The 26,079-nt window shown below is 61.9% G+C and carries 31 protein-coding genes, 1 tRNA gene and 1 pseudogene; 16 read left to right on the top strand and 17 right to left on the bottom strand.

Going from position 1 to position 26,079, the window contains the following annotated elements:
- Window positions 1-31: 31 nt before the first annotated feature.
- Both ABW043_RS08360 and ABW043_RS08355 read right to left on the bottom strand, forming a co-directional pair.
- Window positions 32-841 carry a COG3904 family protein gene (locus ABW043_RS08360; protein ID WP_353920757.1) on the bottom strand — a complete coding sequence of 270 codons (810 nt, stop codon included), beginning with the start codon at window positions 839-841 and terminating at the stop codon, window positions 32-34.
- A complete protein-coding gene (locus ABW043_RS08355) occupies window positions 838-2,178 on the bottom strand; it encodes a hypothetical protein (protein ID WP_353920756.1) in 1,341 nt (446 codons plus the stop codon). Before ABW043_RS08355 ends, ABW043_RS08360 begins: the two co-directional genes overlap by 4 nt.
- A 186-nt stretch (window positions 2,179-2,364) precedes the next feature.
- Here ABW043_RS08355 and ABW043_RS08350 point away from each other — a divergent pair, with 186 nt between their 5' ends.
- On the top strand, window positions 2,365-3,366 hold the full coding sequence (locus tag ABW043_RS08350) for a Gfo/Idh/MocA family protein (RefSeq protein ID WP_353920755.1): 1,002 nt from the start codon (window positions 2,365-2,367) through the stop codon (window positions 3,364-3,366).
- Here ABW043_RS08350 and ABW043_RS08345 read toward each other — a convergent pair.
- Window positions 3,363-3,935 (bottom strand): TetR/AcrR family transcriptional regulator, encoded by a 573-nt coding sequence (locus tag ABW043_RS08345; RefSeq protein WP_353920754.1) that lies wholly within the window; start codon window positions 3,933-3,935, stop codon window positions 3,363-3,365. The genes ABW043_RS08350 and ABW043_RS08345 overlap by 4 nt on opposite strands.
- Window positions 3,936-4,000: 65 nt before the next feature.
- On the opposite strand from ABW043_RS08345, the gene ABW043_RS08340 reads away from it, so the two are divergent.
- From ABW043_RS08340 to ABW043_RS08330, 3 genes are all read left to right on the top strand, one after another.
- On the top strand, window positions 4,001-5,017 hold the full coding sequence (locus tag ABW043_RS08340) for an NAD-dependent epimerase/dehydratase family protein (RefSeq protein WP_353920753.1): 1,017 nt from the start codon (window positions 4,001-4,003) through the stop codon (window positions 5,015-5,017).
- Window positions 5,018-5,070: 53 nt separating this feature from the next.
- Window positions 5,071-5,146, top strand: a tRNA-Ala gene (locus ABW043_RS08335).
- 146 nt (window positions 5,147-5,292) lie between these two features.
- Window positions 5,293-5,481, top strand: a complete 189-nt coding sequence (locus tag ABW043_RS08330; RefSeq protein ID WP_353920752.1) for a hypothetical protein — start codon at window positions 5,293-5,295, stop codon at window positions 5,479-5,481.
- A 3-nt stretch (window positions 5,482-5,484) separates the two neighbouring features.
- Here ABW043_RS08330 and ABW043_RS08325 read toward each other — a convergent pair whose 3' ends face one another.
- From ABW043_RS08325 to ABW043_RS08315, 3 genes are read right to left on the bottom strand one after another with little or no spacing between them, the layout of a single operon-like run.
- Window positions 5,485-5,772 carry a GNAT family N-acetyltransferase gene (locus ABW043_RS08325; protein ID WP_353920751.1) on the bottom strand — a complete coding sequence of 96 codons (288 nt, stop codon included), beginning with the start codon at window positions 5,770-5,772 and terminating at the stop codon, window positions 5,485-5,487.
- Between the two features lie 2 nt (window positions 5,773-5,774).
- Entirely contained in the window at window positions 5,775-6,728 is a 954-nt protein-coding gene (gene argC, locus ABW043_RS08320) for an N-acetyl-gamma-glutamyl-phosphate reductase (RefSeq protein ID WP_353920750.1), read from the bottom strand.
- Window positions 6,729-6,785: 57 nt separating this feature from the next.
- Window positions 6,786-7,271, bottom strand: coding sequence for an SRPBCC family protein (locus tag ABW043_RS08315; RefSeq protein WP_353920749.1), 486 nt, complete (start codon window positions 7,269-7,271; stop codon window positions 6,786-6,788).
- A 129-nt stretch (window positions 7,272-7,400) separates the two neighbouring features.
- On the opposite strand from ABW043_RS08315, the gene deoD reads away from it, so the two are divergent.
- From deoD to ABW043_RS08300, 3 genes are read left to right on the top strand one after another with little or no spacing between them, the layout of a single operon-like run.
- Window positions 7,401-8,111 (top strand): purine-nucleoside phosphorylase, encoded by a 711-nt coding sequence (deoD, locus tag ABW043_RS08310; protein ID WP_353920748.1) that lies wholly within the window; start codon window positions 7,401-7,403, stop codon window positions 8,109-8,111.
- A complete protein-coding gene (locus ABW043_RS08305; protein ID WP_353920747.1) occupies window positions 8,108-8,731 on the top strand; it encodes a hypothetical protein in 624 nt (207 codons plus the stop codon). Before deoD ends, ABW043_RS08305 begins: the two co-directional genes overlap by 4 nt.
- A gap of 23 nt (window positions 8,732-8,754) precedes the next feature.
- A complete protein-coding gene (locus tag ABW043_RS08300; RefSeq protein ID WP_353920746.1) occupies window positions 8,755-9,117 on the top strand; it encodes a DUF1304 domain-containing protein in 363 nt (120 codons plus the stop codon).
- A gap of 3 nt (window positions 9,118-9,120) precedes the next feature.
- On the opposite strand, the gene ABW043_RS08295 is transcribed toward ABW043_RS08300, so the two are convergent.
- On the bottom strand, window positions 9,121-10,512 hold the full coding sequence (locus ABW043_RS08295; protein ID WP_353920745.1) for a M20/M25/M40 family metallo-hydrolase: 1,392 nt from the start codon (window positions 10,510-10,512) through the stop codon (window positions 9,121-9,123).
- Between the two features lie 150 nt (window positions 10,513-10,662).
- Here ABW043_RS08295 and ABW043_RS08290 point away from each other — a divergent pair, with 150 nt between their 5' ends.
- Complete coding sequence (locus ABW043_RS08290) at window positions 10,663-11,433, top strand: FadR/GntR family transcriptional regulator (RefSeq protein WP_353920744.1); 771 nt, start codon at window positions 10,663-10,665, stop codon at window positions 11,431-11,433.
- Here the strand turns inward: ABW043_RS08290 and ABW043_RS08285 are convergent.
- Window positions 11,430-12,479, bottom strand: a complete 1,050-nt coding sequence (locus ABW043_RS08285) for a helix-turn-helix domain-containing protein (protein WP_353920743.1) — start codon at window positions 12,477-12,479, stop codon at window positions 11,430-11,432. The two genes, ABW043_RS08290 and ABW043_RS08285, sit on opposite strands and share 4 nt — an antisense overlap.
- 171 nt (window positions 12,480-12,650) lie before the next feature.
- Here ABW043_RS08285 and leuD point away from each other — a divergent pair, with 171 nt between their 5' ends.
- Together leuD and ABW043_RS08275 are read left to right on the top strand one after the other, a co-directional pair.
- Window positions 12,651-13,256: a 3-isopropylmalate dehydratase small subunit gene (leuD, locus tag ABW043_RS08280; RefSeq protein WP_353920742.1), complete on the top strand. Its 606-nt coding sequence runs from the start codon at window positions 12,651-12,653 to the stop codon at window positions 13,254-13,256.
- A 73-nt stretch (window positions 13,257-13,329) separates the two neighbouring features.
- Window positions 13,330-13,719 (top strand): RidA family protein, encoded by a 390-nt coding sequence (locus ABW043_RS08275; RefSeq protein ID WP_353920741.1) that lies wholly within the window; start codon window positions 13,330-13,332, stop codon window positions 13,717-13,719.
- Window positions 13,720-13,799: 80 nt separating this feature from the next.
- Here ABW043_RS08275 and ABW043_RS08270 read toward each other — a convergent pair whose 3' ends face one another.
- Window positions 13,800-14,087 (bottom strand): hypothetical protein, encoded by a 288-nt coding sequence (locus ABW043_RS08270; RefSeq protein ID WP_353920740.1) that lies wholly within the window; start codon window positions 14,085-14,087, stop codon window positions 13,800-13,802.
- Window positions 14,088-14,220: 133 nt separating this feature from the next.
- Window positions 14,221-15,159 (bottom strand): annotated as a pseudogene (locus ABW043_RS08265) (homocysteine S-methyltransferase family protein).
- A gap of 240 nt (window positions 15,160-15,399) precedes the next feature.
- Between ABW043_RS08265 and leuB the strand changes: the two are divergent.
- The gene (gene leuB / locus ABW043_RS08260; RefSeq protein ID WP_353920739.1) at window positions 15,400-16,500 is read left to right on the top strand and encodes a 3-isopropylmalate dehydrogenase; all 1,101 of its coding nucleotides are present in this window, start codon (window positions 15,400-15,402) and stop codon (window positions 16,498-16,500) included.
- Between the two features lie 83 nt (window positions 16,501-16,583).
- Here leuB and ABW043_RS08255 read toward each other — a convergent pair whose 3' ends face one another.
- From ABW043_RS08255 to ffh, 3 genes are all read right to left on the bottom strand, one after another.
- Window positions 16,584-16,961 carry a VOC family protein gene (locus ABW043_RS08255; RefSeq protein WP_353920738.1) on the bottom strand — a complete coding sequence of 126 codons (378 nt, stop codon included), beginning with the start codon at window positions 16,959-16,961 and terminating at the stop codon, window positions 16,584-16,586.
- Between the two features lie 128 nt (window positions 16,962-17,089).
- A complete protein-coding gene (rpsP, locus tag ABW043_RS08250; protein WP_353920737.1) occupies window positions 17,090-17,452 on the bottom strand; it encodes a 30S ribosomal protein S16 in 363 nt (120 codons plus the stop codon).
- Between the two features lie 33 nt (window positions 17,453-17,485).
- Window positions 17,486-19,066 (bottom strand): signal recognition particle protein, encoded by a 1,581-nt coding sequence (gene ffh / locus ABW043_RS08245; RefSeq protein WP_353920736.1) that lies wholly within the window; start codon window positions 19,064-19,066, stop codon window positions 17,486-17,488.
- Window positions 19,067-19,241: 175 nt separating this feature from the next.
- Between ffh and ABW043_RS08240 the strand changes: the two genes are divergently transcribed.
- Window positions 19,242-19,865: a uridine kinase family protein gene (locus ABW043_RS08240; RefSeq protein ID WP_353920735.1), complete on the top strand. Its 624-nt coding sequence runs from the start codon at window positions 19,242-19,244 to the stop codon at window positions 19,863-19,865.
- On the opposite strand, the gene ABW043_RS08235 is transcribed toward ABW043_RS08240, so the two are convergent.
- Entirely contained in the window at window positions 19,828-20,337 is a 510-nt protein-coding gene (locus ABW043_RS08235) for a class I SAM-dependent methyltransferase (protein WP_353920734.1), read from the bottom strand. The two genes, ABW043_RS08240 and ABW043_RS08235, sit on opposite strands and share 38 nt — an antisense overlap.
- Before the next feature lie 129 nt (window positions 20,338-20,466).
- Between ABW043_RS08235 and dapF the strand changes: the two genes are divergently transcribed.
- The 4 genes from dapF (at window position 20,467) to ABW043_RS08215 (ending at window position 24,615) form a co-directional block, all read left to right on the top strand.
- Window positions 20,467-21,315, top strand: a complete 849-nt coding sequence (dapF, locus tag ABW043_RS08230; RefSeq protein WP_353920770.1) for a diaminopimelate epimerase — start codon at window positions 20,467-20,469, stop codon at window positions 21,313-21,315.
- Complete coding sequence (mtaB, locus tag ABW043_RS08225; protein ID WP_353920733.1) at window positions 21,315-22,577, top strand: tRNA (N(6)-L-threonylcarbamoyladenosine(37)-C(2))-methylthiotransferase MtaB; 1,263 nt, start codon at window positions 21,315-21,317, stop codon at window positions 22,575-22,577. The genes dapF and mtaB overlap by 1 nt, the downstream gene beginning before the upstream one ends.
- Before the next feature lie 130 nt (window positions 22,578-22,707).
- Window positions 22,708-23,901, top strand: coding sequence for a signal recognition particle-docking protein FtsY (ftsY, locus tag ABW043_RS08220; protein ID WP_353920732.1), 1,194 nt, complete (start codon window positions 22,708-22,710; stop codon window positions 23,899-23,901).
- 84 nt (window positions 23,902-23,985) lie between these two features.
- Window positions 23,986-24,615, top strand: coding sequence for a septation protein A (locus ABW043_RS08215; protein WP_353920731.1), 630 nt, complete (start codon window positions 23,986-23,988; stop codon window positions 24,613-24,615).
- Window positions 24,616-24,654: 39 nt separating this feature from the next.
- On the opposite strand, the gene ABW043_RS08210 is transcribed toward ABW043_RS08215, so the two are convergent.
- The 3 genes from ABW043_RS08210 to ABW043_RS08200 form a co-directional block, all read right to left on the bottom strand.
- On the bottom strand, window positions 24,655-25,080 hold the full coding sequence (locus tag ABW043_RS08210; protein WP_353920730.1) for a DUF1761 domain-containing protein: 426 nt from the start codon (window positions 25,078-25,080) through the stop codon (window positions 24,655-24,657).
- A 91-nt stretch (window positions 25,081-25,171) separates the two neighbouring features.
- The gene (locus ABW043_RS08205) at window positions 25,172-25,597 is read right to left on the bottom strand and encodes a metallopeptidase family protein (protein ID WP_353920729.1); all 426 of its coding nucleotides are present in this window, start codon (window positions 25,595-25,597) and stop codon (window positions 25,172-25,174) included.
- A partial coding sequence (locus tag ABW043_RS08200) for an aconitase family protein (RefSeq protein ID WP_353920728.1) occupies window positions 25,588-26,079 on the bottom strand: 492 nt, incomplete at its 5' end. The genes ABW043_RS08205 and ABW043_RS08200, both read right to left, overlap by 10 nt.

Raw genomic sequence — 26,079 nt, 5'->3', positions numbered from 1 at the left:
TCCCGGTCCTCCACCGGTTCCTGGCAGGCGGTCAATTTTCAACCAGTTGCGTGACAAGCTTCAGACGCTGCATCTCCTCTCCTGAAAAATAATAGAGCCGGTCGGGCGGCGTATCCAGCGCATGCAGCCAGAGGGCCGGGTCGACGCCGCTTTTTGTCAGGTGTCTGGTGATTTCGGCCGTGGTCGATTGCGCATCGGCCATGGCAACGCCCGCTACTGCAAAGGCATCGCGCGAGGCTTCGCCGAGCGAAGCGGCGTAGATCTGGTGCACGCCAATGGCCGAATCGGCGCTGGCAATGCGCTCCACACCTGAGGCGAAAATAATGGGGCAGGATGAGGCACAGAGGTTTCCGGCCGCGACCTTTGTCGCGAGGCCTTTTTCCTGAATGAGGGCGCCGATCTCCAGCGCGTCCATCACCGATCCTCCGGGCGAATCAAGAACTATAGTCTTCACGTATTCGCCGCGCTGTTCAATCTCCGTCCTAAACCGGATCGCGGCGCCGGGATCGATAGTGCCGGTCAGCTTGAGGTCGCCTCCGCTTTCGAGCGCAATGGCGAGGGGGGCGTCCAGCGTTTCGGGCGCCGACGTGATATGCGGCATGGGTCGCCCTTCGACCCCGCTCGAGGGATCCGCCGGGGGCAGGATGGGGATCATTGTCGGCGCCAGGGCAGGCGGCTCGCTCATCGCACGCTCGCGAAAATCCACATAGAGCACACTGGCCGTGCCGATCAGCAGGGCAAAGAAGGCGACGCGGATGATGTCGCCATCATCGATGGCTGCGAGCCGGGCAATGATGCCGGGACTGGCAGATGGTGCGCGGTCGTTCGCCTCGGTCTTCATGCCGGCCGCGGCCCGTCCGTGCGTTTGCGCTGGGCGGCATCAATGGGGGTGACGGTGCTATCGTCGGGCGGCAGTTCTGCGGCGGCCGGCAGGTCTTGCGGAGGCGCTTGCGGCTCTGTCCGTGGCTGGCCGGTGGCAACGTCGATGCCGGCTGCCTCCATGCGGCGATAGAGGGCGAGGGCGCGCAGCATTTCGGCGGCGGTGATGTTCTCGGCCTCTTCAAGCGAGGAGGAGTCCTTCCGCATCGCGTCGTTGACGATCATCAGCACCAGAACGAGCACCACCGGCAGGAGATCGATGGAAATGGCCCCTGCCCAGGAGGGGATAAAATCCTGCCAATAGCGGATAACGGCTTCGGCACTCGAGAGCGGCACGTAGCGGCGTTGTTCAACCGCTGGGGTTCCGAGGATTTCGTCGGCGGCGGCGCTCAGCGCAGCAGATTGCGCGGCGACCGAAGCGCGCACGGTTTCCATCACCTGATCCTGCCGGTTGGCGAGATCGGCGCTCTGCCCATTGGCGACCGGGGCAATGAAGCCCGCACTCAGGTCGGCCGAGGCGCGCTTGACCGAGGCGGCAACGCCGGTCTGTTGTAGCGCGGCGATGACGGCGGAGAGCTGCACGGCTTCGGTCTGGAAAGCGTCGGCGCGCGGCTCGATCTGGCCGGGCGTCGAAACAAGCTCGCGCATGGTGGCAAGGCGCGCCGAGCCCTGCTCGAAAAGCACGGTCACCTCTTCGCGGCTACCGGTGATGGTGGCGGCGAGCTGGTTCATCTGGGTGCCCATCTGGGTGAGCAATTGCACGACGCTGCCCGAGCCGGTGGTGCCGGTCAGGGCGCCCGATTCACGCTCATCGGCAGCAAGGCCCGAAAACCGTTCGGCGGCGCGCTGCACGTCGGGCAGGAGGCTCTGGGCTGCAAGGGCGTTGGAATGGGCGAGGTCGAGGTCTTCGGCATAGCCCTGGAGGGTCACAGCCATGTGCTGCTCGGTGGCGGCAGAGCCGGCGAGCGCGGCGGCATTGAGCCAGGAGGACATGGCAATGATCATGGCGCAGCCGATCGCCATGGTGATGAAGAGCCCGATGCGCTGGACGCCCGAGGTGACCAGCGGCACGAAGCGGAGCATGAAGCTCCAGAAGGCGTAGATGGCGACCGAGACGGCCGCCGAATAGATGATGGCGGCAAAGAAGACGAAGGTGGCGGAGCCATCGAGAATGCCGCGCACGCCGAGATAGGTGTAGACGCCCGAGGCCAGTGCCAGGACCGCGAGAGCGAAGCGGGTCATCGTTTCCACGCCGCGCACCGTTTCGTTGAGACGGAAGGCGTTGGGCTTGAGCTGCATCTCGGGTCCCCCTGACGGCCCAGGCGGACCGATTAAGCCGACGTTAACACAGCGATCCCGGCAAGAAGTGGGCAGATTGCGACGCGGTTAATGTCGGCGCGATGACAGTGCCGTGAGCGCGCTTTCCGCTTGCGGCGCGACAGGGGAGGGCGCTAGGCCAATCCGGGTAGGACACGGGAGACGAGAATGACGAAGAAAGTTCGCTGGGGGATTTTGTCTACTGCCAATATCGGCATGGCCAAGGTAACGCCGGCCATCCAGAAGGCCAAAAATTGCGAAGTGGTGGCCATTGCCTCGCGCGATCTCAGCAAGGCACGCGACGCAGCCGACCAGCTCGGCATCGCGAGGGCCTACGGCTCCTACGAAGAACTCTTTGCCGATCCCGAAATCGACGTCATCTACAATCCGCTCCCCAATCACCTGCATGTCCCCATGACGCTTGCCGCAACACGGGCCGGCAAGCATGTGCTGTGCGAAAAGCCGATCGCCATCACGGCAAAGGAAGCCGAAGAACTGCGGCAGGTGCCCGAGGGGCGTCTCGTCATGGAAGCCTTCATGATCCGCTTCCATCCGCAATGGCAGCGCGCACGGGAAATCATCCGCTCGGGCGAACTCGGCGACGTCCGCGCCATCGACGCAGTCTTTTCCTATTTCAACGCCAATCCGGACAATGTTCGCAACAAGGCCGATATCGGCGGCGGTGGTATCCTCGATATCGGCTGCTATCCGATCACCTCTGGCCGGTTCCTCTTTGAAAGCGAGCCGCAGCGCGTGGTTTCGCTGGTCGAGCGCGATCCCAATTTCGGCACCGACCGTCTCGCCAGCGTGATGATGGATTTTGGCGCGGGTAAGCGTCTGACCTTTACGTGCTCGACCCAATTGGTGCGCCATCAGCGCGTCCACGTGTTCGGCACCAAGGGCAAGCTCGAGATCATCATCCCCTATAATGCCTTGCCCGAGGAGCGCAGCGCCATCACGATCGACACTGGCTCGCCGCTCGATGGCTCGCTGGCGCGGCGGGAAATCATTGGCGAATGCGATCAATATACCGAGCAGGCCGAGGCCTTTTCCAAGGCTGTTCTGGGCGAAGCGCCCCTGCCTTATGGGGTCGAAGACGCCATCGCCTCGATGAAAGTGCTCGACGCGATCTTTGCCAGTGAAAAGTCCGGCGCCTGGGAAAAAGTCTAGCTTTCGGGCAGTTCCGGCGTGATCAGCCGCTCGGCCAGAACGGGCAGGGCGGCACGCACGGAGGCTTCATCCAAAAGCTTGCGGGCGACGCCATAGGCCGCCGCCTGCAGGAGCCGGTTGAGTTCTACCGGCTCGCGCACGCCCGCCTCGCGCAATTGCTGCACCATGGTCTCGCTCATCTGGGCGTCAAGTGTCCGGAACCGGGTGGAGAAGCGGCTATGGGTCGAATAGAGCTCTTCGGCAAAGGGCGAACTCTCGATCACCTCGGCGATAGTGCCGTATTTGCCCGCGAGTGCCATGCCGATGCGCTGGGCAACCGTTCCCGGTCCGGCCATGCCCGTCTCGAAAGCCGCGGTCAGCGCGTCCGAGAGATCATCGAGCAGCGCGGTAAAGACCGCGTCCTTGTCGGAGAAATAGCCGTAGAGCGTGGGCTTGGCGACGCCGGCGGCACGGGCAAGCGCTTCCATGGTCGTGCCGCGGAGACCATCGCGCACGAAGAGCAGCCGCGCCGCATCGAGAATGCGGCGGCGCTTTTCGGTGGCGCGATCAAGCCCAGTGTCCACTACCATGACTCCCATCTTGAACGAATTGAACGATTGATCTATATATCGTTCAATTCGTCAGGAGAACAATCATGACCGATCGTGTTCTGCTTACCGGCATATCCGGCTTTCTCGGTGGCCATGTCGCCCTTCAGCTTCTCAATTCTGGCTACACCGTCCGCGGCAGCGTGCGCAACCTCTCGCGTGCCGACAAGGTGCGCGAGACGCTTCTGCGCCACGGAGCCGATGTGTCGCGTCTCGAATTCGTGGCGCTCGACCTGATGCGCGACGCCGGTTGGGACGAGGCCATGGAGGGTGTGCGCTATCTCCAGCACACGGCGTCCCCGTTCCTGATCCAGATCCCCAAGGACAAGATGGAGCTGATCGGCCCGGCCGTCGAAGGCACGGAACGCGCGCTTAATGCTGCCAACAAGGCCGGTGTCGAGCGCATCGTCCTCACCTCTTCCATGGCCGCCATCGCCTATGGTCACGACAAGAGCCGCACGACGCCCTTCACGGCCAAGGACTGGACCGACCTCAATGGCCGTGCCGTCAATTTCTACCAGGAATCGAAGACCCTGGCCGAGAAGCGCGCCTGGGAGATCATGGATGCGGCCGGTCGTCACGACGCGATGGCGGTGATTAATCCAAGCGCCATCTTCGGGCCGCTGCTCGACGATGATCCGGGTACCTCGGCGGTGATCGTGCAGCGTTTGCTCGATGGGTCCATTCCCGCCGCGCCGCGCATACCCATGACCATTATCGATGTGCGCGACATCGCGGCGGCCCATGTCGCCGCCATGATCGCGCCGGATGCCGGCGGCAAGCGCTTCCCGATGGGCGAGCGCACGGTCTTCTTCCTCGAAGCGGCAAAAATCCTCAAGCAGCGCTACCCGGAGCGGCGCATTCCAAGCTTTGGCATGCCCGATTGGGCGGTGCGCCTCTATGCGCTCTTCGACCGGGACATGCGCGACAATATGGGGGAGCTTGGCTACATCAAGCGGCTCGATTCAAGCGACGCCATCAGCCTTCTCGGCCGCCCGCTCCTCACTGCGCCCGAGGCTCTTTTGGCGACGGCCGACAGCCTTGTTTCGCAGCGCCTCGTCTAGCGCGGCCCCCTTGCCCTTGGCCGAAATCTTATCCATATTTCGGCCATTGGTGCGGGGCTGTAGCTCAGTTGGGAGAGCGCGTCGTTCGCAATGACGAGGTCAGCGGTTCGATCCCGCTCAGCTCCACCAAACGCCTCCCAGAGCCCTAAAAGATGGTTCGCCTTTGAATAAAAGGCTCGCAGGATCATCTTGCCGATCTGCGCTACACTCAGTGCATGGACCAGACAGAGCGTCGACTTCGACCCAGAGAGAAAGTCCGCCTTGGTGCCACCCTCGTGCTCGAGGATGGCCTCCTCAGACTGCCTGCCCTTTTGAAGAATGCTTCGCCCTTCGGCGCCAAGATCGAGATGCTGGAGGATTGGCCGACGCCCGAGCGCTTCTATGTGCTCTTCGGGCATCGGCTGGAATTGTGCCGTGTGATCTGGCGCAATGAGAGACTGATGGGCCTCGCCTACGAGGACTGAGCCTTAAGCCAGCAGATCGTTCCATTCGGGATGGCGGCGAAACTGAACCACGACATAGGGGCAGACCGGCGTGATCTTGAACCCTTCGGCGCGGGCATCGGCAATGGATGCCTTGACCAGTTCAAGCGCTATGCCGCGGCCTTCGTATTCCTTGGGCACGCCGGTGTGGTCGACGATGATGCGACCGTCTTCGCGTCGATAGGTCATTTCGGCCTCGGCGCCGGGCGCCAGGTCGATCACATAGCGCCCGCGGGTCGGACCATCTTCACGCTGGATTTTGTAATCTGCCATGGTCAGGCCGCCAGGCTTTCGGCCGCGGCGACGCCGAGCATGAGATTAAGGTTCTGCACGGCCGCGCCCGAGGCGCCCTTGCCGAGGTTGTCATAGACGGCGACGATCGCGGCCTGGGCGCGTGCGTCGTTGGCAAAGACATGCAGGGTCAGCGTGTTGGTGCCGTTGTGCACCTGCGGATCGAGCGCCGGGCTCTTGCCAAGGGCGGGATCATAGGGCGCGACTTTGACAAAGCTGTCCTTGATGCCGGCAAAATGGTCGGCGATGGCGGCGTGGATTTCGGCGCCGGTCGGAATTTTGGCCAGCGTACCAAGCTGCAGCGGCAGCGAAGTGGTCATCCCCTGCGCAAAATTGCCGACGACGGGCTCGAACAGCGGTTCGCGCTTGAGGCCGGTATAGAAGGTCATTTCCGGCACGTGCTTGTGCTGGAAGGTCAGGCCATAGGGCATGAACTGGCTCGCGCCAGCACCTTCGGCCACATATTCCTCGATCATCTGACGGCCGCCGCCGGAATAGCCGGAAATGCCGTGATAGATCACCGGGTGATCGGCCGGGATGAGGCCAGCCGCGATCAACGGACGCAGGCCCGCGATCAGGCCCTGCGGCCAGCAGCCGGGATTGGCGACGAAACGCGCATTGGCGATTTTCTCGGCCTGGTCCTTGTCCATCTCGGCAAAGCCATAAGCCCAGTTGGGATCGACGCGATAAGCGGTCGAGGCGTCGATGACGCGGGTCGTGCCATTGTCGATCAGCCGCACGCTCTCCTTGGCCGCGTCGTCGGGCAGGCAGAGGATGGCGACGTCGGCCAGGTTGAGCAGCCGCTTGCGCTCGTCCTGGTCCTTGCGCTTTTCCTGCGCAATGGAAATGACCTCGAGATCGCGACGGCCGGCCAGGCGCTCGCGAATCTGCAGCCCCGTGGTTCCTGCTTCTCCGTCGATAAAGATCTTCGCGACCATGTCCTTGGCTCCCGCGCAAAATTGCTGGTGTCTAGATGGGGCTCAGGCCCCGCGCCGTCAAGCGTTTAGCACTGGCGCAATATCGCGCCGTTCTATGACATCTTCTATGCCGCCGAGGAGGGCGATCCAGCCCTTTTCGGTCTGCGGCAGCCAGTCTTCCCACTGTGCATCCATGGTGTTGTAGAGCGTCACCACGCTGCCTGGTCCGTCTGGCTCGGGTTCGATGATCATGCTGACGACCCCGGGATCGTCTTCTTCGCTCTCGTCAACGATCCAGGAAAAGGAAATTCTGGTCGGTCGGTCGAGCGCCAGAAACGTGCCCCAGTGGCGCGCCTCGCCGCCCTCGCGATCATCGGCGAGGATGAAACGGCCGCCGACGCGGGGGTCGATTTCCGATCGTGTCGGCCGACCCACAAGGCCCGATCGCTTCAGCCATGCCGCCTGCCAGCGTTCGGCGAGGGCCGGATCGACGAAGGCATCGAAGACCTGTTCGGGATTTGCGCGAAACCGATGCGTGACTTTGGCTTCGATTCTATCGGACATCGACAGCCTCCTGTGCTTTGCGTTCCAGACAGAATGCGCGGGCAGGGAAGGCCGTTCCTTGGCGGAAGGATTGTCAAGGCGGGCCGCGGGTGGCATTGCTCGATCTATCGGAGCAAAGAGGAGATCGGCATGACCCCGCACAATCACGCTAAAGAGGGCGACTACGCCGAAGCCGTGTTGCTGCCGGGCGACCCCCTGCGCGCCAAATGGATCGCCGAGACGTTCTTTGAAAACCCCAAACTGGTCAATTCGGTGCGCAATTGTCTCGGCTATACCGGCACCTGGAAGGGCAAGCCCATTTCCGTGCAGGCGTCGGGCATGGGCCAGCCTTCGCTCTCGATCTATGTGCATGAGCTGATCAATGTCTATGGCGCCAAGACGCTGATCCGCGTCGGCACCTGCGGCGGTCTCAATGCCAAGGTGAAGGTGCGCGACGTCATTCTGGCCCAGGGCGCTTCGACGGACAGCGCCATCGTCAAGGGCCGGTTCGGCGCGTTCAATTTCGCGCCCATCGCCGATTTCGGGCTTCTGCGCTCCGCCGCGGACAAGGCCGATGCCAAGGGCCTGAAATTCCACGCCGGCAATATGCTCTCCTCGGACATTTTCTACCACGCCGACGGCTTTGCCGGTTACGACAAGCTGCCCGACCATGGCGTCATCGGCGTCGAGATGGAGGCGGCGGCGCTCTATACGCTGGCGGCCCGTTTCGGGGTAAAAGCCCTCACCATCTGCACCATGACCGATTGCCTCATCACCCATGAGGAAATCAGCGCCGATGCGCGGCAGACTTCGCTCAAGGACATGGTCGAGCTGGCGCTCGACGTGGCGGTGGAGGCGTGACGATCGCCGATCGGCTGGCCGGCGCGCTGGATCGCCGCGACGAGGAGCCCAATGTGGCTCTCGCCGAGGCGTTGACTGCCTCGGGCGACAAGGAAGAAATTGCCGAACTGGTCGAGCTTGTGCGCTCCGGCACGCCGCGTCAGCGCAATGATGCGATGAAAGTGTTGTACGAGATCGGCGCGCGCAGTCCCGACCTCATTGGCTATTATTGCCCAGCCTTCATCGATGCTTTGGGCAGCGGCAACAATCGCCAGGTTTGGGGCGCCATGACCGCGCTTGATGCGGTGGCGGAAATCCGTGCCGATGAAATTGCGGCGGAGCTGCCCAAGGTGATCGAAGCGGCCGATCGCGGTTCGGTCATCGCCAAGGATCGCTGCACCTCGCTGCTCGTGAAACTGGCCCGCTCGGGCTACGCCGAGAAGGCCGTGCCAATTCTGGTCGAGCGGCTGAAGGATGCCGCGCCCAACCAGTTTCCGACCTATGCCGAGGAAACCGCCAGCGTCATCACGCCGGAGGAAAAGCCGGGCTTTCTCGCCATTGTCCGCGAGCGGCTCGACGGCATAATGCAGAAATCCAAGCGTGACCGCATGGAAAAGCTGCTGGCCAAGCTCAACGGCTGACCATCACAACAAGGGAGACTGGCATGACGCTCGTCGCAAATATTCTCGTGGCGCTGGTCGCCCTGATCCATATCTACATCGTGCTTCTGGAAATGGTCTGGTGGACCAGTCCGCGCGGGCAAAAGGCCTTCGGGTTGACCCCCGAATTTGCCGAGCAGACCAAGACGCTGGCCGGCAATCAGGGCCTCTATAACGGCTTTCTCGCTGCGGGCCTGATCTGGGGGCTGGTGCATCCCGACCTGGCGGTGGGCTGGCAGATCAAGCTCTTCTTCCTCGCTTGCGTCGCCGTCGCCGGAATTTATGGCGCGGCAACGGCCAGCCGGAAGATCCTGTTTATCCAGACCCTTCCGGCTGTGCTCGCTATTATCGCGCTGGTCTTCGCTTAGCTCTTACTTCGACAGCGCCGCCAGCACGTGCACCCACGAACGGATGCCGCGGTGGAAGCTGTCGAGGTCGTACTTCTCGTTGGGGCTGTGGATCTGGTCGTCCACATGCGCAAAGCCGATGAGCAGGGTGTCGAGGCCAAGGATGGTCTTGAATTCGCCGGCCACCGGGATTGAGCCGCCCGAGCCGGTGATCACGGCCTGCTTGCCCCATTCAGCCGACAAGCCCGACAGCGCCTTGCGCAGGAATTCGCCATCGGCCGGTACGGTGATGGCGGGCGAACCGCCATGCGGGATGAATTCGACCGAGCAATCGGCCGGGATCATTTTTTCGACATGGGCGCGGAAGGCAGCGCGGATCTTCTTGGGGTCCATGCCGGACACCAGGCGGAACGAGATCTTGGCCGATGCCTTGGCTGGAATGACCGTTTTGAAACCGTCGCCGGTATAGCCGCCCATCATGCCGTTGATTTCGCAGGTCGGCCGGGCCCAGAGCATTTCGAGGACGGAGCGGTTCTGTTCGCCGGCCGGAACGGAAAGGTCGACGCTACCGAGGAAGGCCTTTTCGTCGAAACCCAAGCCCTGCCACTGCGCCTTCAGCTCCGGCGAGATTTCGGCGACGTCGTCGTAAAAACCGGGAAGCGTCACCGAGCCATCGGGGGCGCGGAGGCTGGCGATGATGTCGGCGACCACCTGGTTGGGATTACGCGCGGCATTGCCGAACATGCCCGAATGCAGATCCTTGTCGGCAGCGGTCACGACGATTTCGTCGGCGACGAGCCCGCGGAGCATGGTGGTGATCGACGGCGTCTGGCGATCCCACATGTCGGTGTCGCAGACGAGCGCGATGTCGGCCTTCAGCTCGTCGGCATTGTCGCGCATGAAAGGCGGCAGGTTCTTGCCGCCGGATTCCTCTTCGCCTTCAAGCATCAGCGACACCTTTACCGGCAGGCTGCCGGTAACGGCCTTATAGGCGCGGCAGGCTTCGATGAAGGTCAGCATCTGGCCTTTGTCGTCCGAGGCGCCGCGGGCAACGATGATCTTGCGGCCAGAGGCATCTTCCTTGATCTGCGGGTCGAAGGGATCGGAATTCCACAGGTTCAGCGGATCGACCGGCTGGACGTCATAGTGGGCATAGAAGAGCACATGCGGGCCGGCCTGGTCGGGACCATGGGCGACCACGACCGGATGGCCCGGCGTCGGGCGGGCGCTGGCGTCAAAGCCGAGGCCATTGAGTTCGTTCGCCAGCCAATCGGCCGCCTTCTGGCATTCGGCGGCAAAAGCGGGATCGGTCGAGATCGACTTGATGCGCAGCAGGTGAAAGAGCCGCTCAAGGCTTTGGTCGAGGCCCGTATCCACATGGGCGAGAACGGCATCGAGTTGAGCTTGGTCGGTCATGGTAAAATCCTGCAGCGAATTCGCGATATTTGTCGGGCGCAACATGGCGAGCCATGGCCGCTCTGTCCAGTCTTGGCCCGCCGCCATTATTGTCATACTTATTCGACTGTGCTTAGGTCGCCCCGACCATTCGGCAAGGAGCCATCCAGCATGGATCGATCAGGCGGCAGAGCGCGCCATTCCGGCGACCTCATCGCTGCCCTGTCGGGTCGCAATCTGGCGCACAATCTTCATTCCGACGTGCTCTGGGACCTCGGCTTCGCCATCGTCTCGGGTCAATATGCGCAGGGCTCCATCCTGCCTCCCGACACCGAACTGCTCGACCAGTTCCGCGTATCCCGCACGGTGCTACGCGAGGCGCTGAAAACGCTGGCGGCGAAGGGCCTGATCGAGGCGCGGGCGCGCATCGGTACCCGCGTCCTGCCGCGCAATCGCTGGAACCTCTTTGATGCTGACGTGCTCGCCTGGCATTTCGAACTGGGGCCGGAGGTCAGCTTCCTGCAAAGCCTGGCGGAAGTGCGCATCGGTATCGAGATCGAGGCCGCGGCGCTGGCGGCCGAGCGGCGCACCGAGGAACAGGCCAAGCTTCTCATGGCCGCCGTAGACCGCATGGCATCGGCGCGTACGCCGGAAGAGTTTGCCCGGCATGACCTCGAATTCCACAAGGCAGTCGCCGATGCTTCCGCCAATCCTTTCATGGCCTCCATCAGTGCCCTGGTGGAAATGGCGCTGACCGCGGCTTTTACCATTTCCTCGCCCGTCAATGAGCCCGAGGCCCTGACCCAGACGGTGGCTGTCCACCGGGCCATCGCCCAGGCCATTGTCGACAAGAGTTCGCAGGGTGCGCGCGAAGCCATGCGCATTGCCATCGCCGAAGGCTTTGCCCGTGCGGCCGGCCGAATGGAAAGCGTCGATCCCTAAAGCGAAATGGCGAGCTTTCCGGTCAGGGTACGGTGAAAGATCATCCCGCCCCCGGTGAGGGCCTGGGTCAACCGCTCGGCCGTGCGCCGCCGCGCCACTTCGATCACCGGCGCCGTCGCTTCCTCGATCCGCATGATGGTCGATGCCGAAACGCCCGACTGTTCAGCCAGCACGGGAATTGTCCAGCCGAGGAGATTGCGCGCCGCGCGCAGCAGGGGGCCGTTAAGCAGTTCTTCGCTTGCCGCGGCGTTCGCTTCGAGCCCGCCGCGTCCCGGCTCGACGAGCGTCGTCAGCCCGAGCCATTCGACTGTCTCTCCTGCCTCGTTGAGCACGGGCTGGCGCACGGTGCGCATGGGCACATATTGACCCGGCGCCCGCTCGACGCGCGCCTCGGTGACGCTGATTTCGGGGTGATCGAGGCCGGCCAGGACCTGCGCCCGGTCGTCCGGATGCACGGCTGAAAACCAGCTATCGAGGGTAAAAAGCGACGTATCGGGCAAATGGGCGTTCTCGGACTGCTTGACCCGTTCGATCACCCGCCCATTGGGTGAACTGAACCAGGCCAGGTCCACATCGAGCCGTTCGAGCACTGCCCGCAGGCGCTGGCGCATCAGCACCAGGTTCTTTTTCAGGCTTTCTTCCTCGGTGCGGTCAAGGACGCAGATGATCCAGCCAACCGGTTGGCGGACGTCGTCCACGATGCGCTCAAAGCGCATCTCAAGGCATCGCACCGTGCCATCCTCGCGCAGGATGCGGAGCCCCCGCTGCGTAGGCAGCGTGTCGCGCATCAGCATGTGAAAGCTTTCGACAAGGCTGGTGCGGTCGTCGGGATGCGTGCGGGCTTCGATGAACTCAATGCCGATCGGCTGGCCGACCTGATCGAGCGTCCCCGCCAGAACATGCAGGCCTTCGGATGGCCGAACTTTTCCGTCGGAGAAAGACAGCGTGAAAAAGCCGACGCCAGCCATAGTTTCGAGTGCCCGCAAAAGCTGGCGCGAAGTCGGCTGGTAGGATTTCGTCTGGCCAAGTTCTGGCACTGGAGGCACTGGTCCCTGCATCACCCGCCCCCCCGAGCGCAAGTTGAAGGTAAGACCGTTTAGGGCGTCAGGAGTAGACAAACCAAGTACCCAAGGTCAAGCGCCGAACGCTTTCGCCACGAGCCGACTTGACCCGGACCCCGGTTTGGCTCAAGACCCGAGGCAAAGCGAGGTTTTCCGATGGAAAAATTCACCACATTGACGGGTGTCGCAGCGCCGCTGCCGATCATTAATATCGACACCGACATGATTATCCCCAAGCAATATCTGAAAACCATCAAGCGGACCGGTCTCGGCACCGCCCTGTTTTCGGAAATGCGCTACAATGAAGATGGTTCGGAAAACCCCGAATTCGTCCTCAACAAGCCGGCTTACCGTCAGGCGAAGATCATCATTGCCGGTGACAATTTTGGTTGCGGCTCATCGCGCGAACACGCCCCCTGGGCGCTGGCCGATTTCGGCATCCGCTGCGTTGTCTCCACCAGCTTTGCCGACATTTTCTACAATAACTGCTTCAAGAACGGCATCCTGCCGCTCGTCGTCTCGGCCGAACAGCTCAAGCTCCTGCTCGACGATGCCGATCGCGGCTCGAACGCGACGCTAAGCATCGATCTCGAAGCCCAGACCATTCAGGGCCCGGATGGCGGCACGCTGCATTTCGATATCGATCCCTCGCGCAAGCAGATCCTGCTCGAAGGCCTCGACGATATCGCCGGCACGCTGAAGTCCGATCCCGCCATTTCGTCCTTCGAGGGCAAGATGGCGTCCGATCGTCCCTGGCTCTAGATTTTCATTTGGCCGTGTTTTCGAACCGGGAAAGTGGCGTCCACTTTTCCTGAAAACACTCTGAGGAACAAAAATGGTTCAGCGCGTCTCCACCGGTTCGCCCTTTGAAGTGACCTTTGGCTATTCCCGTGCCGTGCGCCACGAAGACACCGTCTACGTGTCCGGCACCACGGGCTACGACTATTCTGTCATGAAGATGCCCGAGAGCATTGGCGAGCAGGCCAAGAACGCCCTCGCCACCATCGACAAGGCGCTCAAGGAAGCCGGCTCTTCCATCGAAGACACGGTTCGCGTCGTCTACTACGTCGGCGATCGGTCCTATGTGGACGAAGTCGTCGCTGCCGTCGGCCCGGTCTTCAAGGACATTCGTCCGGCTGCGTCCATGCTCATCGTCGCGATGATCGAAGAAGGCATGAAGATCGAAATCGAAGTGACGGCTCGCATCGGCGCAGCCAAGAGCTGATCCCTTTACGGCCGAGAATGCAAAACAGCGCTCTCATCGGGAGCGCTGTTTTTTTGTGCCTTTGCCCATGGGCAAAAGCCTTAGCGGGTGGAGACCATCAGATGGGCCGGGCGCGGCAGCGGCACGGGTGCCACGACGGCAGGCTTGCTGCCGAGCGACAGGCCGGGATTAAGCACCATCGGCGTTGGGAAAATCTTGTCGCATTCGTTCATGCCGGTATTGGCGCAGCTCTGGGCATGGTTGCCCTTGTTGCAGGCGGCAATCACGCGGTCGTAACATTCGGGCAGCGACTGCACCCCGGCAAAGGCCTGGACCACGCCCACGGTGGTAATGGCGGCAAAGGCAGTCAGACGGATCAGTTTCAGCATTGGTCTTCTCCTCGGTTCGCCGGCCCCTCGCCGGCTGCGATGGCCGGTCTTTTGCCCGCCCGGCCTTGAATGCCCACTGATCCGCGCATTCACTTTCCGTTAACCGCCCCGAGGACGACGGCGCCCGCCTAGACTATTCCGGTACGGCGGGCAGACAGACCCGACATATGGCATCGATATGCCGATGGTCGGTGCCGCAACATCCACCGATCACCCTTATATTGGGCAGAAGGGGCAAGAGACGCTGATAGCGCTGCGCCAGGTCTGCCAATCCCCGATATCGAGTTCGGGGCTTTCATCGAGTTCGGCGTGGCTCTTCATTGAGGCATTGACCCTGAGGCCGCCGATCCGGTCCACCCAGGCGCCGGCATGCCGGATGGTGCTGGCAAAATGGATCGGGTGCACGCAATTGATCATGTAATAGGCCGGATAGGCGCTTGTGGCGTCCTCGACGGCCGTGATGGCCTCGCCCAGCGGTTTGCCACCGGGCAGGTGCCCATCTGTTTCGAGCGTAAAGGAAATCACGCAGGGCAGGCCGGCCTCTTGGGCAAGCCGCGCTACGCCAATCGCCTCGGGCACATTGGTGAGCGTGAGGATTGTCACCATGTCCGCCTTCGCCTCGGCAAAGGCCGCAACCTGCGGGGCATGATAGTCGAGCGCTTCTGCAACGCTCATCACGCCATCATATTGCCAGGCGTCCCGCCGCGGCCCCATGGCGCCGCTGACGAGGGTCGGAACGCCGGCCAGTCCGAATTCTTTGGCGATGTCCCTATAAAGCTCGACCGCCCCGATATTGGTTCTGCGAAGTCTGTCCGCATCATAGCCAACCAGCGCCCCCCAGTCCGGATTGGCCCGCCAGGTATTGGTGTCGAACACGAAGCCGTGCGATATCGAGATAGGGGGCATAGTAGGCCCGCAGGGCCTCGGGACCGCCTTCGCGATCCAACAGTTCGAAAACCGTGAAGTAGGGAAAATCGAACCCCTCATTAAAGATGAGGTGGGTTTCGATGCCGCCATCGGCGACAAACATCCTGCCTTGCTGCTGCGGCAGTAGAGGTACTGAACCGGACATGGAGAACTCCCCTTGCGGTCACCTCTTCCGCAAGCGGCCCATCAACGCGCCGCCGGGAACCGAGGCTTGCCTAGTGCTCACCGTATGAGACTAGCAGAGGCAGAGAGATGACGCTTCAAAACTCTGAAAACTGCGGCCTGACGATTCCGCGCGGACGATCCTTGCGCAAACTCCCCAAAACCAGCTATGTCGGCACCAATTCAAGGTGTACCCACCAGTACGGCGAGGAGTTTTTCCCAAATGGCCACCCATTCCCTCTTTCTTCTGCCCGGCGACGGCATCGGCACTGAAATCATGGTCGAGGTCGAAAAGATCATCGCCTATACCAATGCTGAAGGCCTGACCGACTTCTCGCTCGACCGCGGCCTTGCCGGCGGCGCGGCCTATGACGCGCACCAGGTTGCCATCACCGATGAAGACGTCGCCAAGGCCAAAGCGGCCGACGCCGTGATTTTTGGCGCCGTGGGTGGTCCCAAGTGGGACAACGTTGCCTATGAGCACCGTCCGGAAGCCGCGCTCCTGCGCCTCCGCAAGGAACTGGCCGTGTTCGCCAATCTGCGCCCCGCCATCTGCTATCCGGCGCTTGCCGAAGCCTCCTCGCTCAAGAAAGAGCTGGTTGAAGGCCTCGATATCCTCATCGTCCGCGAACTGACCGGCGGCGTCTATTTCGGGGAACCCAAGACTATTACCGACCTCGGCAATGGCCAGAAGCGCGCTATCGACACCCAGGTCTACGAAACTTACGAAATCGACCGCATTGCCCGCGTCGCCTTCGACCTCGCCCGCACCCGCAACAACAAGGTGCACTCGGCCGACAAGAAGAACGTGATGAAGTCGGGCGTGCTCTGGGACGAAGTGGTCAAGGGCGTCGCCAAGGACTATTCGGACGTGGAACTGCACCATATCCTCGCCGACAACGCCGCGATGCAGCTGGTCCGCACGCCCAAACAGTTCGACGTGATGGTCACCGACAATCTCTTTGGTGACATTCTCTCCGACGTCGCAGCCATGCTGACCGGTTCGCTCGGCATGCTGCCCTCCGCCTCGCTCGGCGCGCCCGATGCCGCCACCGGTAAGCGCAAGGCCTTCTACGAGCCCGTCCACGGCTCTGCCCCGGACATCGCCGGCAAGGGCATTGCCAACCCGATCGCCATGATCGCCTCGCTCGCCATGGCGCTGCGCTATTCGTTCAACCAGATCGAACTGGCGACAAAGATCGAGAACGCCATCTCGGCCGTGCTCAGCGATGGCCTGCGCACCGGCGACATCGCGCAGGACAATCGCAAGACTGTTGGAACGGAAGAAATGGGCGCAGCGATTTTGGCCAAGCTCAAGGCTTGACCCCGTCCCGAAGGGCAAATCGCTCCGGTGGAGCGATTTGAGGGAGGCGAGGCCATGAGCGCTATGCGCGAATGGCGGGCCATTCAGCGCTTGGGCCGGGAGAAAATATTCACCACGGCCCCATCGGGATCGCGCAGCAGCATCGAGACATTGCCCCAGGGCATCGTTGTCGGCTGCTGCACGACTGCGCCGAGTTCGGTCGCAGCCATCTGAATCCGGACCGCCTCAACGTCGTCCACTTCAAGTTCAATCATTGAAGACCGGTTTGAGCCGGGTATGATTGCGCCAGCATTGACCTTGTCGATGATCTCCGTGCTGGAAATGGCCAACGTGCAGCCTTCCAGCCGAATCTCGGAAAAGCCAGGCGCCAGGTCGGTCGGGGCAATACCCGTCAGCTTTGAATAGAACGCCTTCAGGGTGTCGACATCGTTGGTGACGACACGAACGGAAGCAAATCGCATGGTAATTTCCTTAGGAATTGGAGAGGCCAAGCGGTAGGCGTCGGTGCTGCCAGAACCTGACAGGATAAAAACAAGCCCCGGTCGCGAGACCGGGGCTTTGCAGTCCAGAGACCAGAAGGTCCCGAAAATTACTCTGCAGCGCCTTCGGCTGATGCAGCGGCCTTGGCGGCCTTTTCTTCAGCGCGTTCCTTGGCCTTTTCGCCCGGCAGACCCTTGTTCGGGTTGTTGCGGGCCTCGCGCTTTACGAGGCCGGCAGCGTCGAGGAAACGCAGCACGCGGTCGGTCGGCTGTGCGCCGTGCGAGAGCCAGTGCTTGGCGCGCTCGGTGTCGAGAACGACGCGGTTTTCAGCGGTCTTTTCGAGCAGCGGGTTGAAGGTGCCCAGCTTTTCGATGAAGCGGCCATCACGCGGCGAACGGGCGTCGGCAACGACGATCTGGTAGAAAGGACGCTTCTTGGTGCCACCACGGGCGAGACGGATCTTGAGGGACATTTTTTGTTCCTAGGTTGATGTTTTAAGTTCGGGTTATTTCTTCTTGCCCAGGCCCGGAAGGCCAGGGAAACGGGGAGCGCCGCCAAGGCCGGGAAGCCCGGTACCGGCAGCTTTCAGCAACTTGTTGACGTCGGTCGGCAGCTTGTCGGTCATCGGCAGATCGGCCGAGGGCAGGCCCTTCAATTGCTCGGGATTGATGCCGGCCTGGCGGGCCATCTGCTCGAGCTGCTTGGGGTCCATCTTGGAGAGATCGGGCATGCCACCAAGCATGCCGCCCATCTTGCCGCCGAACATGCCACCGAGGGCACCCATGCCGCCCTTGGAAACCTTCTTCATCATGTCCGCCATCTGGCGGTGTTGCTTCGAAAGCTTGTTGATTTCCGAAACTTCGACGCCGGCACCGGCAGCGATACGCTTGCGGCGCGAGGCATTGAGCAGGTCGGGATTGGACCGCTCTTTCTTGGTCATGGAATTGATGATGGCGATCTGACGGTCAAAGACTTTTTCGTCGATATTGGCGCCGGCCATGGCTTTTTTCATCTGGCCTGCGCCAGGGAGCATGCCCATCAGGCCGCCCATGCCGCCCATCTTCTTCATCTGCTGCAGCTGAGCGCGCAGATCGTCGAGGTCGAACGAGCCCTTCTTGAGCTTGGCCGCCATCTTCTGGGCGTCTTCGGCGGTGACGTGTTCGGCCGCCTTTTCGACGAGCGAAACGATATCGCCCATGCCGAGGATGCGGTCGGCGATGCGCGAGGGATGGAAATCCTCGAGCGCATCCATCTTTTCGCCGACGCCGATCAGCTTGATCGGCTTGCCGGTGGCCGCGCGCATGGAGAGAGCGGCGCCGCCGCGACCATCGCCATCGACGCGGGTCATGACGATGCCGGTCACATCAAGACGGGTATCGAAGCTGCGCGCGACGTTGATTGCGTCCTGGCCGGTCAGAGCGTCGACGACGAGCAGGATTTCATGCGGCTTGGCGATTTCCTTGATGGAAACCGTTTCGACCATCAGCTCTTCGTCGATATGGGTACGACCCGCCGTATCGAGAATAAGAACGTCATAGCCACCGAGACGGCCTTCACGCTCGGCGCGGCGAGCGATCTCGACCGGAGTTTCGCTGGCAACGATCGGCAGCGTATCGACGCCGACCTGCTCGCCGAGCACGCGTAGCTGCTCCATGGCGGCCGGGCGGCGGGTATCGAGGGAGGCGAGGAGAACCTTCTTCTTCTGGCGGTCCTTGAGGCGCTTGGCGATCTTGGCCGTGGTCGTCGTCTTACCAGAACCCTGGAGACCGACCATGAGCAGGGTGACAGGCGCCGGCGCATTGAGATCAATGGTGACGGCATCGGAGCCAAGAACGGCGACCAGTTCGTCATTGACGATCTTGACGACCTGCTGGCCCGGGGTCACCGAGCGGGTGACTTCGGCGCCGACAGCGCGCTCGCGGACCTGTTCGACAAAGGCGCGGACAACTTCGAGCGAGACGTCGGCCTCGATCAGCGCCCGGCGGATTTCGCGCATGGCCGCATCGACATCGGCAGCGTTCAGCGCGCCGCGTCCACGAAGACCATCGAAAATTTTGCCAAGCCGGTCGCTTAAGCTCTCAAACATCTTTTTTCCTTGTCTCTTCGGGCTATCCGACGAGATATGGGGAACATCGCGGCAAACGCAAAACCCACCCGCGGGCGCAACGCGCTGGCGGATGTTGGCCTCCGGGATCGTAAAACCCTTTTGGGGGTCCCGGTCGGCTGGTCAGGAGCAAAAGCCTGATGAACAGGGGGCGTTTATGACAGATAGCTTACTGAGTCAAGGAAAGAGCGGGCTGGAGGCGATGATCGGCACCGAGGATGTGATCGATACACTGCGCACCCGGTCGGACGCTCGGCTGGTGGGCATCGACGGGCTGCCAGTGTCCGGCAAATCGACACTGGCCGATCGGCTGGTCGAGGAGTTCGGTGCCGCGGTCATCTATCTCGATGATTTCGTGCTGCCGCAGGACGAGTGGCCAGAGCCGATCAAGCCGGGTTTTCCGTTTCCCTATATCCGGCACGAAGCGTTTTTCGATGCTGTCGAGACCTTGGTAACGACGGGCGCGTGCCGCTATCAGCTCTACGACTGGGAACGCGGCGCCTTGGGGGCGTGGAAAGAGGTTCACCTCGGCGAAAAGCGCGTCATTGTCGAAGGTGTTTCGGCGCTCGCGGGGCGATTGGCTCCGCTCTACGATCTCAGGATCTGGGTCGAGAGCGACGCAGAGACTACGCTTGCCGCATCACTGGAACGTGGTGTGGGCGGCTGGGAGAGCCAGTGGCGCGAGTTGTTTATGCCGAGCGTCGAGATTTACATGCAAACACATGCAAAGGACCTCGCTGACGTCATTGTGGCTGGCCGAGGTGCGCAGAAACTAACGTGACGCCAGCTTCGCCGGCTCTGATGTCGACGGCAAAACCGGCAGCCTCAAGTCTCGACTGAGAGAGTTTTGCGAAACTGTCCGCCTTGCCCGATTTGGGCGGCGCTTCGAAGGTCAGAACAATCCGGCCGCCGCGTTTGAGCAGCCCCTTGAGGAGCGGCGTCCAACGTTCGCCAAGGCGGAGGTTGAGGTCGACATTGACCGCAAAGATGGCGTCGAATTTCTCGCCGGCCCAATCCACGTCTTCCAGTGCCTGGGCAATGGTCCGCAACCGATCTCCAGCATCGGGCGAGCCGCTTTGCACAGTGGCGATCATCTTCTCGGATCGATCGAGCGCCGTGATCCTGCCGGTGGTCAGGTGCTGGAGCACGAGGCGCACGGCGATGCCATGGCCACAGCCGATTTCAAGCACCTGTTCGTCGCCCAAAAGCGCCAGTGCCTCGACGGCCAATCTATGACGTGCAGCAATGCTCATGGCACCCTCCGCGCCCCGGCACTGGCAATTCTGCGCCCGATCCGCCATATAGGCAGCACAGAGGCGCAGAGCGCCAGAACATGCAGGCATTGATAGGCGACGGCTTTGAGCAACGCACCCTTTCTCAAGATGAACGGGCTGGGCAACCAGATCATCGTGGCCGACATGCGCGGCCGTCGGGATCGCGTCACGCCTGAAGCGGCCATTGCGATCAACGCGCGGGCCGAAACCAAGTTCGACCAGATCATGGCCATCCATGATTCCCGCATGCCCGGCACGGCCAACTATATCGAGATCATCAATTCCGATGGCTCGCGCGCCCAGGCCTGCGGCAATGGCATGCGCTGCGTGGTGCAGACGCTGAGCGTCGAGCAGGGCCGCCAGCGCTTCACCTTTGAAACCGTGGCCGGCATTCTCTTTGGTGAAGAGGCCGAAGACGGGCTGATCACCATCGACATGGGCACGCCCAAGTTCGCCTGGTACGACATTCCTCTGGCGGAAGAGTTCGCCGATACCCGCAAGATCGAGCTGCAGATCGGGCCCATCGATGCGCCGGTGCTGCATTCGCCTTCGGTGATGTCCATCGGCAATCCGCACGCCACGTTTTGGGTCAAGGACGACGTTTGGTCCTATGCCCTCGACCGGTTTGGGCCGATGCTCGAAAACCATCCAATCTTCCCTGAGCGCGCCAATATCGGCATCGCCCAGGTCACTGCACCCGACAAGATCATTTTGCGGGTCTGGGAGCGCGGCGCCGGGATTACCGAGGCCTGCGGCACCGCTGCCTGCGCGGCTGTCGTCAACGGCGCCCGTACGCGCCGTACCGAACGCAAGGCGACTGTCACCCTGCCGGGCGGCGACCTCGTGGTTGAATGGCAGCCCGACGACCATGTCACCCTGACTGGCCCGGCCGAATTCGAATGGCGCGGCGAGTTTGATCCGGCAACCGGCGCCTGGACGCGCAGCGAGGCGGCCTGATGGCGGTTCGCACGCTGACATTCGGCTGCCGTCTTAATGCCTATGAAGGCGAAGTGATGAAGGCCGAGGCCGAAAAGGCCGGGCTTGAGGACGCCATCATCATCAATACCTGCGCCGTAACGCAGGAAGCCGTCAGCCAGGCGCGAAAGGCCGTACGCAAGGCGCGGCGCGAAAACCCGCAAAGCCGCATCATCGTCACCGGTTGCGCCGCCCAGACTGAGGCGCGCTCTTTCGGCGACATGGCAGAGGTCGACTTGGTCATCGGCAATGCCGACAAGCTTAAGGCTGAGAGCTACAAGCCGATGACCTTCGGCGTGCCGCTCAATGACAAGGTGCAGGTCAACGACATCATGAGCGTGCGGGAAACCGCGGGCCATCTCATCGAAGGCATGGACGCCCATACGCGCGCTTTCGTGCAGGTGCAAAATGGCTGCGACCATCGCTGCACTTTTTGCATCATTCCATTCGGCCGTGGCCCATCGCGATCGGTGCCGATGGGGCTGGTCGTCGAGCAGATCAAGAAGCTGGTCGCCAATGGCTATCAGGAAATCGTGCTCACCGGCGTCGACATTACCTCCTATGGCCCCGACCTGCCCGGCGCGCCGACGCTGGGGCTGCTTACCCAGGCGATCCTGAAGCATGTGCCGGATCTGCCGCGGCTGCGCATCTCCTCGATCGACTCGATTGAGGCCGACGAGGCGCTTTACGAGGCGGTGTCCGATTCGCGGCTGATGCCGCATCTGCATCTGTCGCTGCAGTCGGGCGACGATCTCATCCTCAAGCGCATGAAGCGCCGGCATCTGCGCGACGATGCGCTGGCCGTGATCGCAAAGCTGCGCGCCATCAGGCCGAACATGGTTTTCGGCGCCGATATCATTGCCGGCTTTCCGACCGAGACCGACGAGATGTTCGAAAACACACTGCGGTTCATCGGCGAAGCGGGGATCACCTATATCCATGCCTTCCCCTATTCGCCGCGCCCCGGCACGCCGGCCATCCGCATGCCACAAGTGAGCAAGGCAATTGCCCGCGAACGCGCCGGCCTTTTGCGCGTTGAAGGCGAAAAGCAATTTGCGGCGCTATGCGATACGCGCCTTGGGCGTATCGAAACTGTGCTGATGGAGCGCGGTGGTCTTGGCCGCACCGAACAATTCGTGCCGGTGAGCGTTGCCGGTATGGAGCCGGGGAGCCTCGCTTCGATAAGGGTTACCGGGCGCGGTCCCGAGGGGCTGGTTGGCGAAAAACTGCTGGCGGCGGCATAGGCGTGCGTGACCAGCCATCACTGCCTTCCCGCAAAAGCGGAAATCTCTGTTCCGCTCGTGCATCAGCCGAGATTCCCGCTTCCGCGGGAATGACACCGTGGGTTAGGACAGGCCGAAGGTAAGGACGACTATGACCGATAAGAAGCCCGGCTTTTTCCAGAAACTTTTCGGCGGCACTCAGCCTGCGCCGGTGCCACCCGCTCCGCCTGAAACGCAGCCGCAGCCCTCGGCTCCCGTTCCGGAGCCAGTCGCCCCGACGCCAGAACCTGTTCCCGAGCCGGTAAACCTGCCTGAACCCGCCGATGTTCCGCCCCCACCGGGGCCACCGGAAACAACGCCGGACTTCATCGAGGCGGTAGAAGACCAGTTCATCAGTCCGCCGGCCGCCGCGCCTGTGCCGGCGCAGCGCCAGAGCTGGTTCTCGCGCCTCACCTCGGGCCTGAAACGTTCGTCGGATAATCTCACCAGTTCGATCACCTCGGTCTTTACCAAGCGCAAGCTCGATGCGGCGACGCTGGATGAACTCGAGGATGTGCTCATCCAGGCCGATCTCGGTCTTGAGACCGCCATGGCCATCACCGAGACGCTGCGGCGCGATCGCTTTGATCGCGAAGTGTCCGACAGCGATGTGCGGGCTGTGCTGGCCAGCGAAGTCGAGAAGGTCCTCGGCCCCGTCGCCAGGCCGCTGGCGATCGACACCACCCACAAGCCGTTCATCATTCTGATGATCGGGGTCAATGGTTCGGGCAAGACCACGACCATTGGCAAGCTGGCGCAAAAGTTCGCAGGCGAAGGAAAGTCCGTCATGCTTGCCGCCGGCGACACGTTCCGTGCCGCTGCCATCGAGCAGCTACAGGTCTGGGGCCAGCGCACCGGCGCGCCAGTGATCTCAAAGCCGGCCGGCTCTGACGCGTCGGGTCTCGCCTTCGACGCGGTCACACAGGCCAAAGCCGAGGGGCGCGATGTGCTCATCATCGACACGGCCGGTCGCCTGCAGAACCGCGACGAGCTGATGGACGAGCTTGAAAAGGTCATTCGCGTCATCAAGAAGGTCGAGCCATCGGCGCCGCATGCAACGCTTCTTACCCTCGACGCGACCACCGGCCAGAATGCTCTCAAACAAGTCGAGATTTTTGGAAAGCGCGCCGGGGTAACCGGGCTTGTCATGACCAAGCTCGACGGCACCGCCCGGGGCGGTATTCTCGTTGCCATCGCCAAGAAGTTTGGCCTGCCCGTGCATTTCATCGGTGTCGGCGAGGGCGTCGAAGACCTCGAGCCGTTTGAAGCTAAGGATTTTGCTCGCGCCATTGCCGGCGAAGAGTAGAAGACTTGGACAAAATCTAACCACTCTTACTGGCTATTCGGCTTGCATCGGGTGGCTCATGCCATCACATTGGCCGGATACGCCATGGAACCTTCAATGACTGATAAAGCCGAAGCAGACGTCAATTGGGACGAACTGCGCCCGCAGATCACAAAACTGGCGCTGGAACTGGGACCACTGGTGGTGTTCTTCATCGCCAATGCGCGCGCCGACATATTTGTCGCGACCGCCTGGTTCATGGGCGCCATGGTGGTGTCGCTGCTGCTGTCCTGGCTGATACTGAAAAAAGTCGCCGTCATGCCGCTGGTTACCGGCGTTGTGGTGGTGGTTTTCGGCGGCCTGACGCTCTGGCTGCAGGACGACACCTTCATCAAGATCAAGCCCACCATCACCAATGTGCTGTTTGGCTCGGTGCTGCTCGGCGGCCTGCTCTTTGGCCAGTCGCTGCTCAAATATGTCTTTGGCGAAGTCTATAAGCTCCGGCCCGAGGGCTGGTGGCGGTTGACGCTGAATTGGGGCATTTTCTTCTTCGTGCTCGCCGTGATCAACGAAGTGCTGTGGCGGAATTTTTCGACCGAAGTCTGGATTTCCTTCAAGGTCTGGGGCGTGATGCCGCTGACGGTGCTGTTCTCGATGAGCCAGCTGCCGCTTCTAAGTAAGTATGCGCCGCCCAACGAGCCGCCTTCGCCGCCCAATATTGTGGTCGAGAGCTGAACGAAATAACCCCCGCGATAGCGGGGGTTTTGTTTTGGGTCAGGCAGCGACAGCCGCAGCAACTGGCCCAAAAAGGCCGATGACCACGCCCTGGATAACCAGCACGCCCAGCACATGGGCGCTGTCGATGATGGTCAGCGACCACTTCATGGCTTCATAGCGGTGGTTCATTATCATCACCGTTAGCACGAAGCCGAACCAGCAGAGAAAGCCTGTGAGTGCGCCCGCGCCGATATCCACCGTGCCCATAAGGGCCGGGGTGAAGAGCGCGATGAAATAGGCCATGATGAACTCAACGGCGACCGACCAGATGAACGGCGTGTAGCCTGGATCAAGCTGGTCCCTGGTCTTGCCGAGCGCAGCCATCCACTGCTTGGAAAGGCTCATGTACCAGACGGCGCCAAAGGCGAAGCTGGCGACGGTGGCCAGCACGACGGCCAGCCAATTGACGGCAAGAAATGACATGGAATTCCCCCGAAAGCGCAGCATGCGCTATCGGAGCCTATGCCTTTTCAGGCCCCACCCACAATGTCATTCCCGCGAAAGCGGCCGAGTCCTATTCGTCGGCGCAGGCTTCGATTTCTTCCATGTCGTCGTCGGAAAACCCAAAATGGTGGCCGAGTTCGTGGATCAGCACATGGGTGACGACTTCGCCGAGCGTGTTGTCGTCATTCTCGGCCCAATAGTCGAGAATGGCGCGGCGATAGAGGAAGACCGTATTGGGCAGCTGCCCGGTCTGGGGCACGGCGCCGTCTTCAGTGAGCCCGATGCCGGTGAAAAGGCCCATCAGCTCGAAGGGGCTTTCCATTTTGAAGTGTTCGAGAATGTCGTCTTCGGCAAATTCAGCTACCGAACAGGTGACATCGGCCGCGAGCGACTTGAACGGTTCGGGGAGGTTGGCGAGCGCGTGGCTCGCCAAGGCCTCGAAGTCATCGAGGGTCGGAGCATAAAGCCCCGACCAACCGGTGCCTTTTACTTCCACTCGCGAATATCGACGAAGTGGCCGGCAATGGCGGCGGCAGCGGCCATGGCGGGAGAAACGAGGTGCGTGCGGCCCTTAAAGCCCTGGCGACCTTCAAAGTTGCGGTTCGAGGTCGAGGCGCAGCGTTCTTCGGGTTTGAGCTTGTCCGGGTTCATGGCGAGGCACATGGAGCAACCCGGCTCGCGCCATTCAAAGCCGGCATTCTTGAAGATCACGTCGAGGCCTTCGGCCTCGGCCTGCAGCTTCACAAGCCCCGACCCGGGCACGATCATGGCGTTCACGCTGCCAGCGACCCGCTTGCCTTCCACCACCTTGGCGACTTCGCGCAGATCCTCAATACGGCCATTGGTGCAGGAGCCGACAAAGACGCGATCGATCTTGATATCGGTAATCGGCGTGCCGGGCTTGAGGCCCATATAGTCGAGCGCGCGCCACTTTGAGGCACGCTTGTTCTCGTCGGTGATTTCATCGGGGTTGGGCAC

This window comes from Devosia sp. (assembly GCF_040509215.1).
Taxonomy (GTDB): Bacteria; Pseudomonadota; Alphaproteobacteria; order Rhizobiales; family Devosiaceae; genus Devosia.
This window is presented reverse-complemented; position numbering and strand designations above follow the sequence as displayed.

Bases quoted from the DNA above. Each gene is read 5' to 3' on its own strand.
- ABW043_RS08355 (WP_353920756.1), bottom strand. From the start codon at position 2,178: ATGCAGCTCAAGCCCAACGCCTTCCGTCTCAACGAAACGGTGCGCGGC.
- ABW043_RS08315 (WP_353920749.1), bottom strand. From the start codon at position 7,271: ATGTCCGATAGAATCGAAGCCAAAGTCACGCATCGGTTTCGCGCAAAT.
- dapF (WP_353920770.1), top strand. From the start codon at position 20,467: ATGAACGGGCTGGGCAACCAGATCATCGTGGCCGACATGCGCGGCCGT.
- ABW043_RS08210 (WP_353920730.1), bottom strand. From the start codon at position 25,080: ATGTCATTTCTTGCCGTCAATTGGCTGGCCGTCGTGCTGGCCACCGTC.
- ABW043_RS08270 (WP_353920740.1), bottom strand. From the start codon at position 14,087: ATGCTGAAACTGATCCGTCTGACTGCCTTTGCCGCCATTACCACCGTG.
- leuD (WP_353920742.1), top strand. From the start codon at position 12,651: ATGGAAAAATTCACCACATTGACGGGTGTCGCAGCGCCGCTGCCGATC.
- ABW043_RS08235 (WP_353920734.1), bottom strand. From the start codon at position 20,337: ATGAGCATTGCTGCACGTCATAGATTGGCCGTCGAGGCACTGGCGCTT.
- mtaB (WP_353920733.1), top strand. From the start codon at position 21,315: ATGGCGGTTCGCACGCTGACATTCGGCTGCCGTCTTAATGCCTATGAA.
- ABW043_RS08300 (WP_353920746.1), top strand. From the start codon at position 8,755: ATGACGCTCGTCGCAAATATTCTCGTGGCGCTGGTCGCCCTGATCCAT.
- ABW043_RS08360 (WP_353920757.1), bottom strand. From the start codon at position 841: ATGAAGACCGAGGCGAACGACCGCGCACCATCTGCCAGTCCCGGCATC.
- ffh (WP_353920736.1), bottom strand. From the start codon at position 19,066: ATGTTTGAGAGCTTAAGCGACCGGCTTGGCAAAATTTTCGATGGTCTT.
- ABW043_RS08325 (WP_353920751.1), bottom strand. From the start codon at position 5,772: ATGGCAGATTACAAAATCCAGCGTGAAGATGGTCCGACCCGCGGGCGC.
- ABW043_RS08345 (WP_353920754.1), bottom strand. From the start codon at position 3,935: ATGGTAGTGGACACTGGGCTTGATCGCGCCACCGAAAAGCGCCGCCGC.
- ABW043_RS08340 (WP_353920753.1), top strand. From the start codon at position 4,001: ATGACCGATCGTGTTCTGCTTACCGGCATATCCGGCTTTCTCGGTGGC.
- ABW043_RS08295 (WP_353920745.1), bottom strand. From the start codon at position 10,512: ATGACCGACCAAGCTCAACTCGATGCCGTTCTCGCCCATGTGGATACG.
- rpsP (WP_353920737.1), bottom strand. From the start codon at position 17,452: ATGTCCCTCAAGATCCGTCTCGCCCGTGGTGGCACCAAGAAGCGTCCT.
- ABW043_RS08215 (WP_353920731.1), top strand. From the start codon at position 23,986: ATGGAACCTTCAATGACTGATAAAGCCGAAGCAGACGTCAATTGGGAC.
- ABW043_RS08290 (WP_353920744.1), top strand. From the start codon at position 10,663: ATGGATCGATCAGGCGGCAGAGCGCGCCATTCCGGCGACCTCATCGCT.
- ABW043_RS08350 (WP_353920755.1), top strand. From the start codon at position 2,365: ATGACGAAGAAAGTTCGCTGGGGGATTTTGTCTACTGCCAATATCGGC.
- leuB (WP_353920739.1), top strand. From the start codon at position 15,400: ATGGCCACCCATTCCCTCTTTCTTCTGCCCGGCGACGGCATCGGCACT.
- deoD (WP_353920748.1), top strand. From the start codon at position 7,401: ATGACCCCGCACAATCACGCTAAAGAGGGCGACTACGCCGAAGCCGTG.
- ABW043_RS08275 (WP_353920741.1), top strand. From the start codon at position 13,330: ATGGTTCAGCGCGTCTCCACCGGTTCGCCCTTTGAAGTGACCTTTGGC.
- ABW043_RS08240 (WP_353920735.1), top strand. From the start codon at position 19,242: ATGACAGATAGCTTACTGAGTCAAGGAAAGAGCGGGCTGGAGGCGATG.
- argC (WP_353920750.1), bottom strand. From the start codon at position 6,728: ATGGTCGCGAAGATCTTTATCGACGGAGAAGCAGGAACCACGGGGCTG.
- ABW043_RS08255 (WP_353920738.1), bottom strand. From the start codon at position 16,961: ATGCGATTTGCTTCCGTTCGTGTCGTCACCAACGATGTCGACACCCTG.
- ftsY (WP_353920732.1), top strand. From the start codon at position 22,708: ATGACCGATAAGAAGCCCGGCTTTTTCCAGAAACTTTTCGGCGGCACT.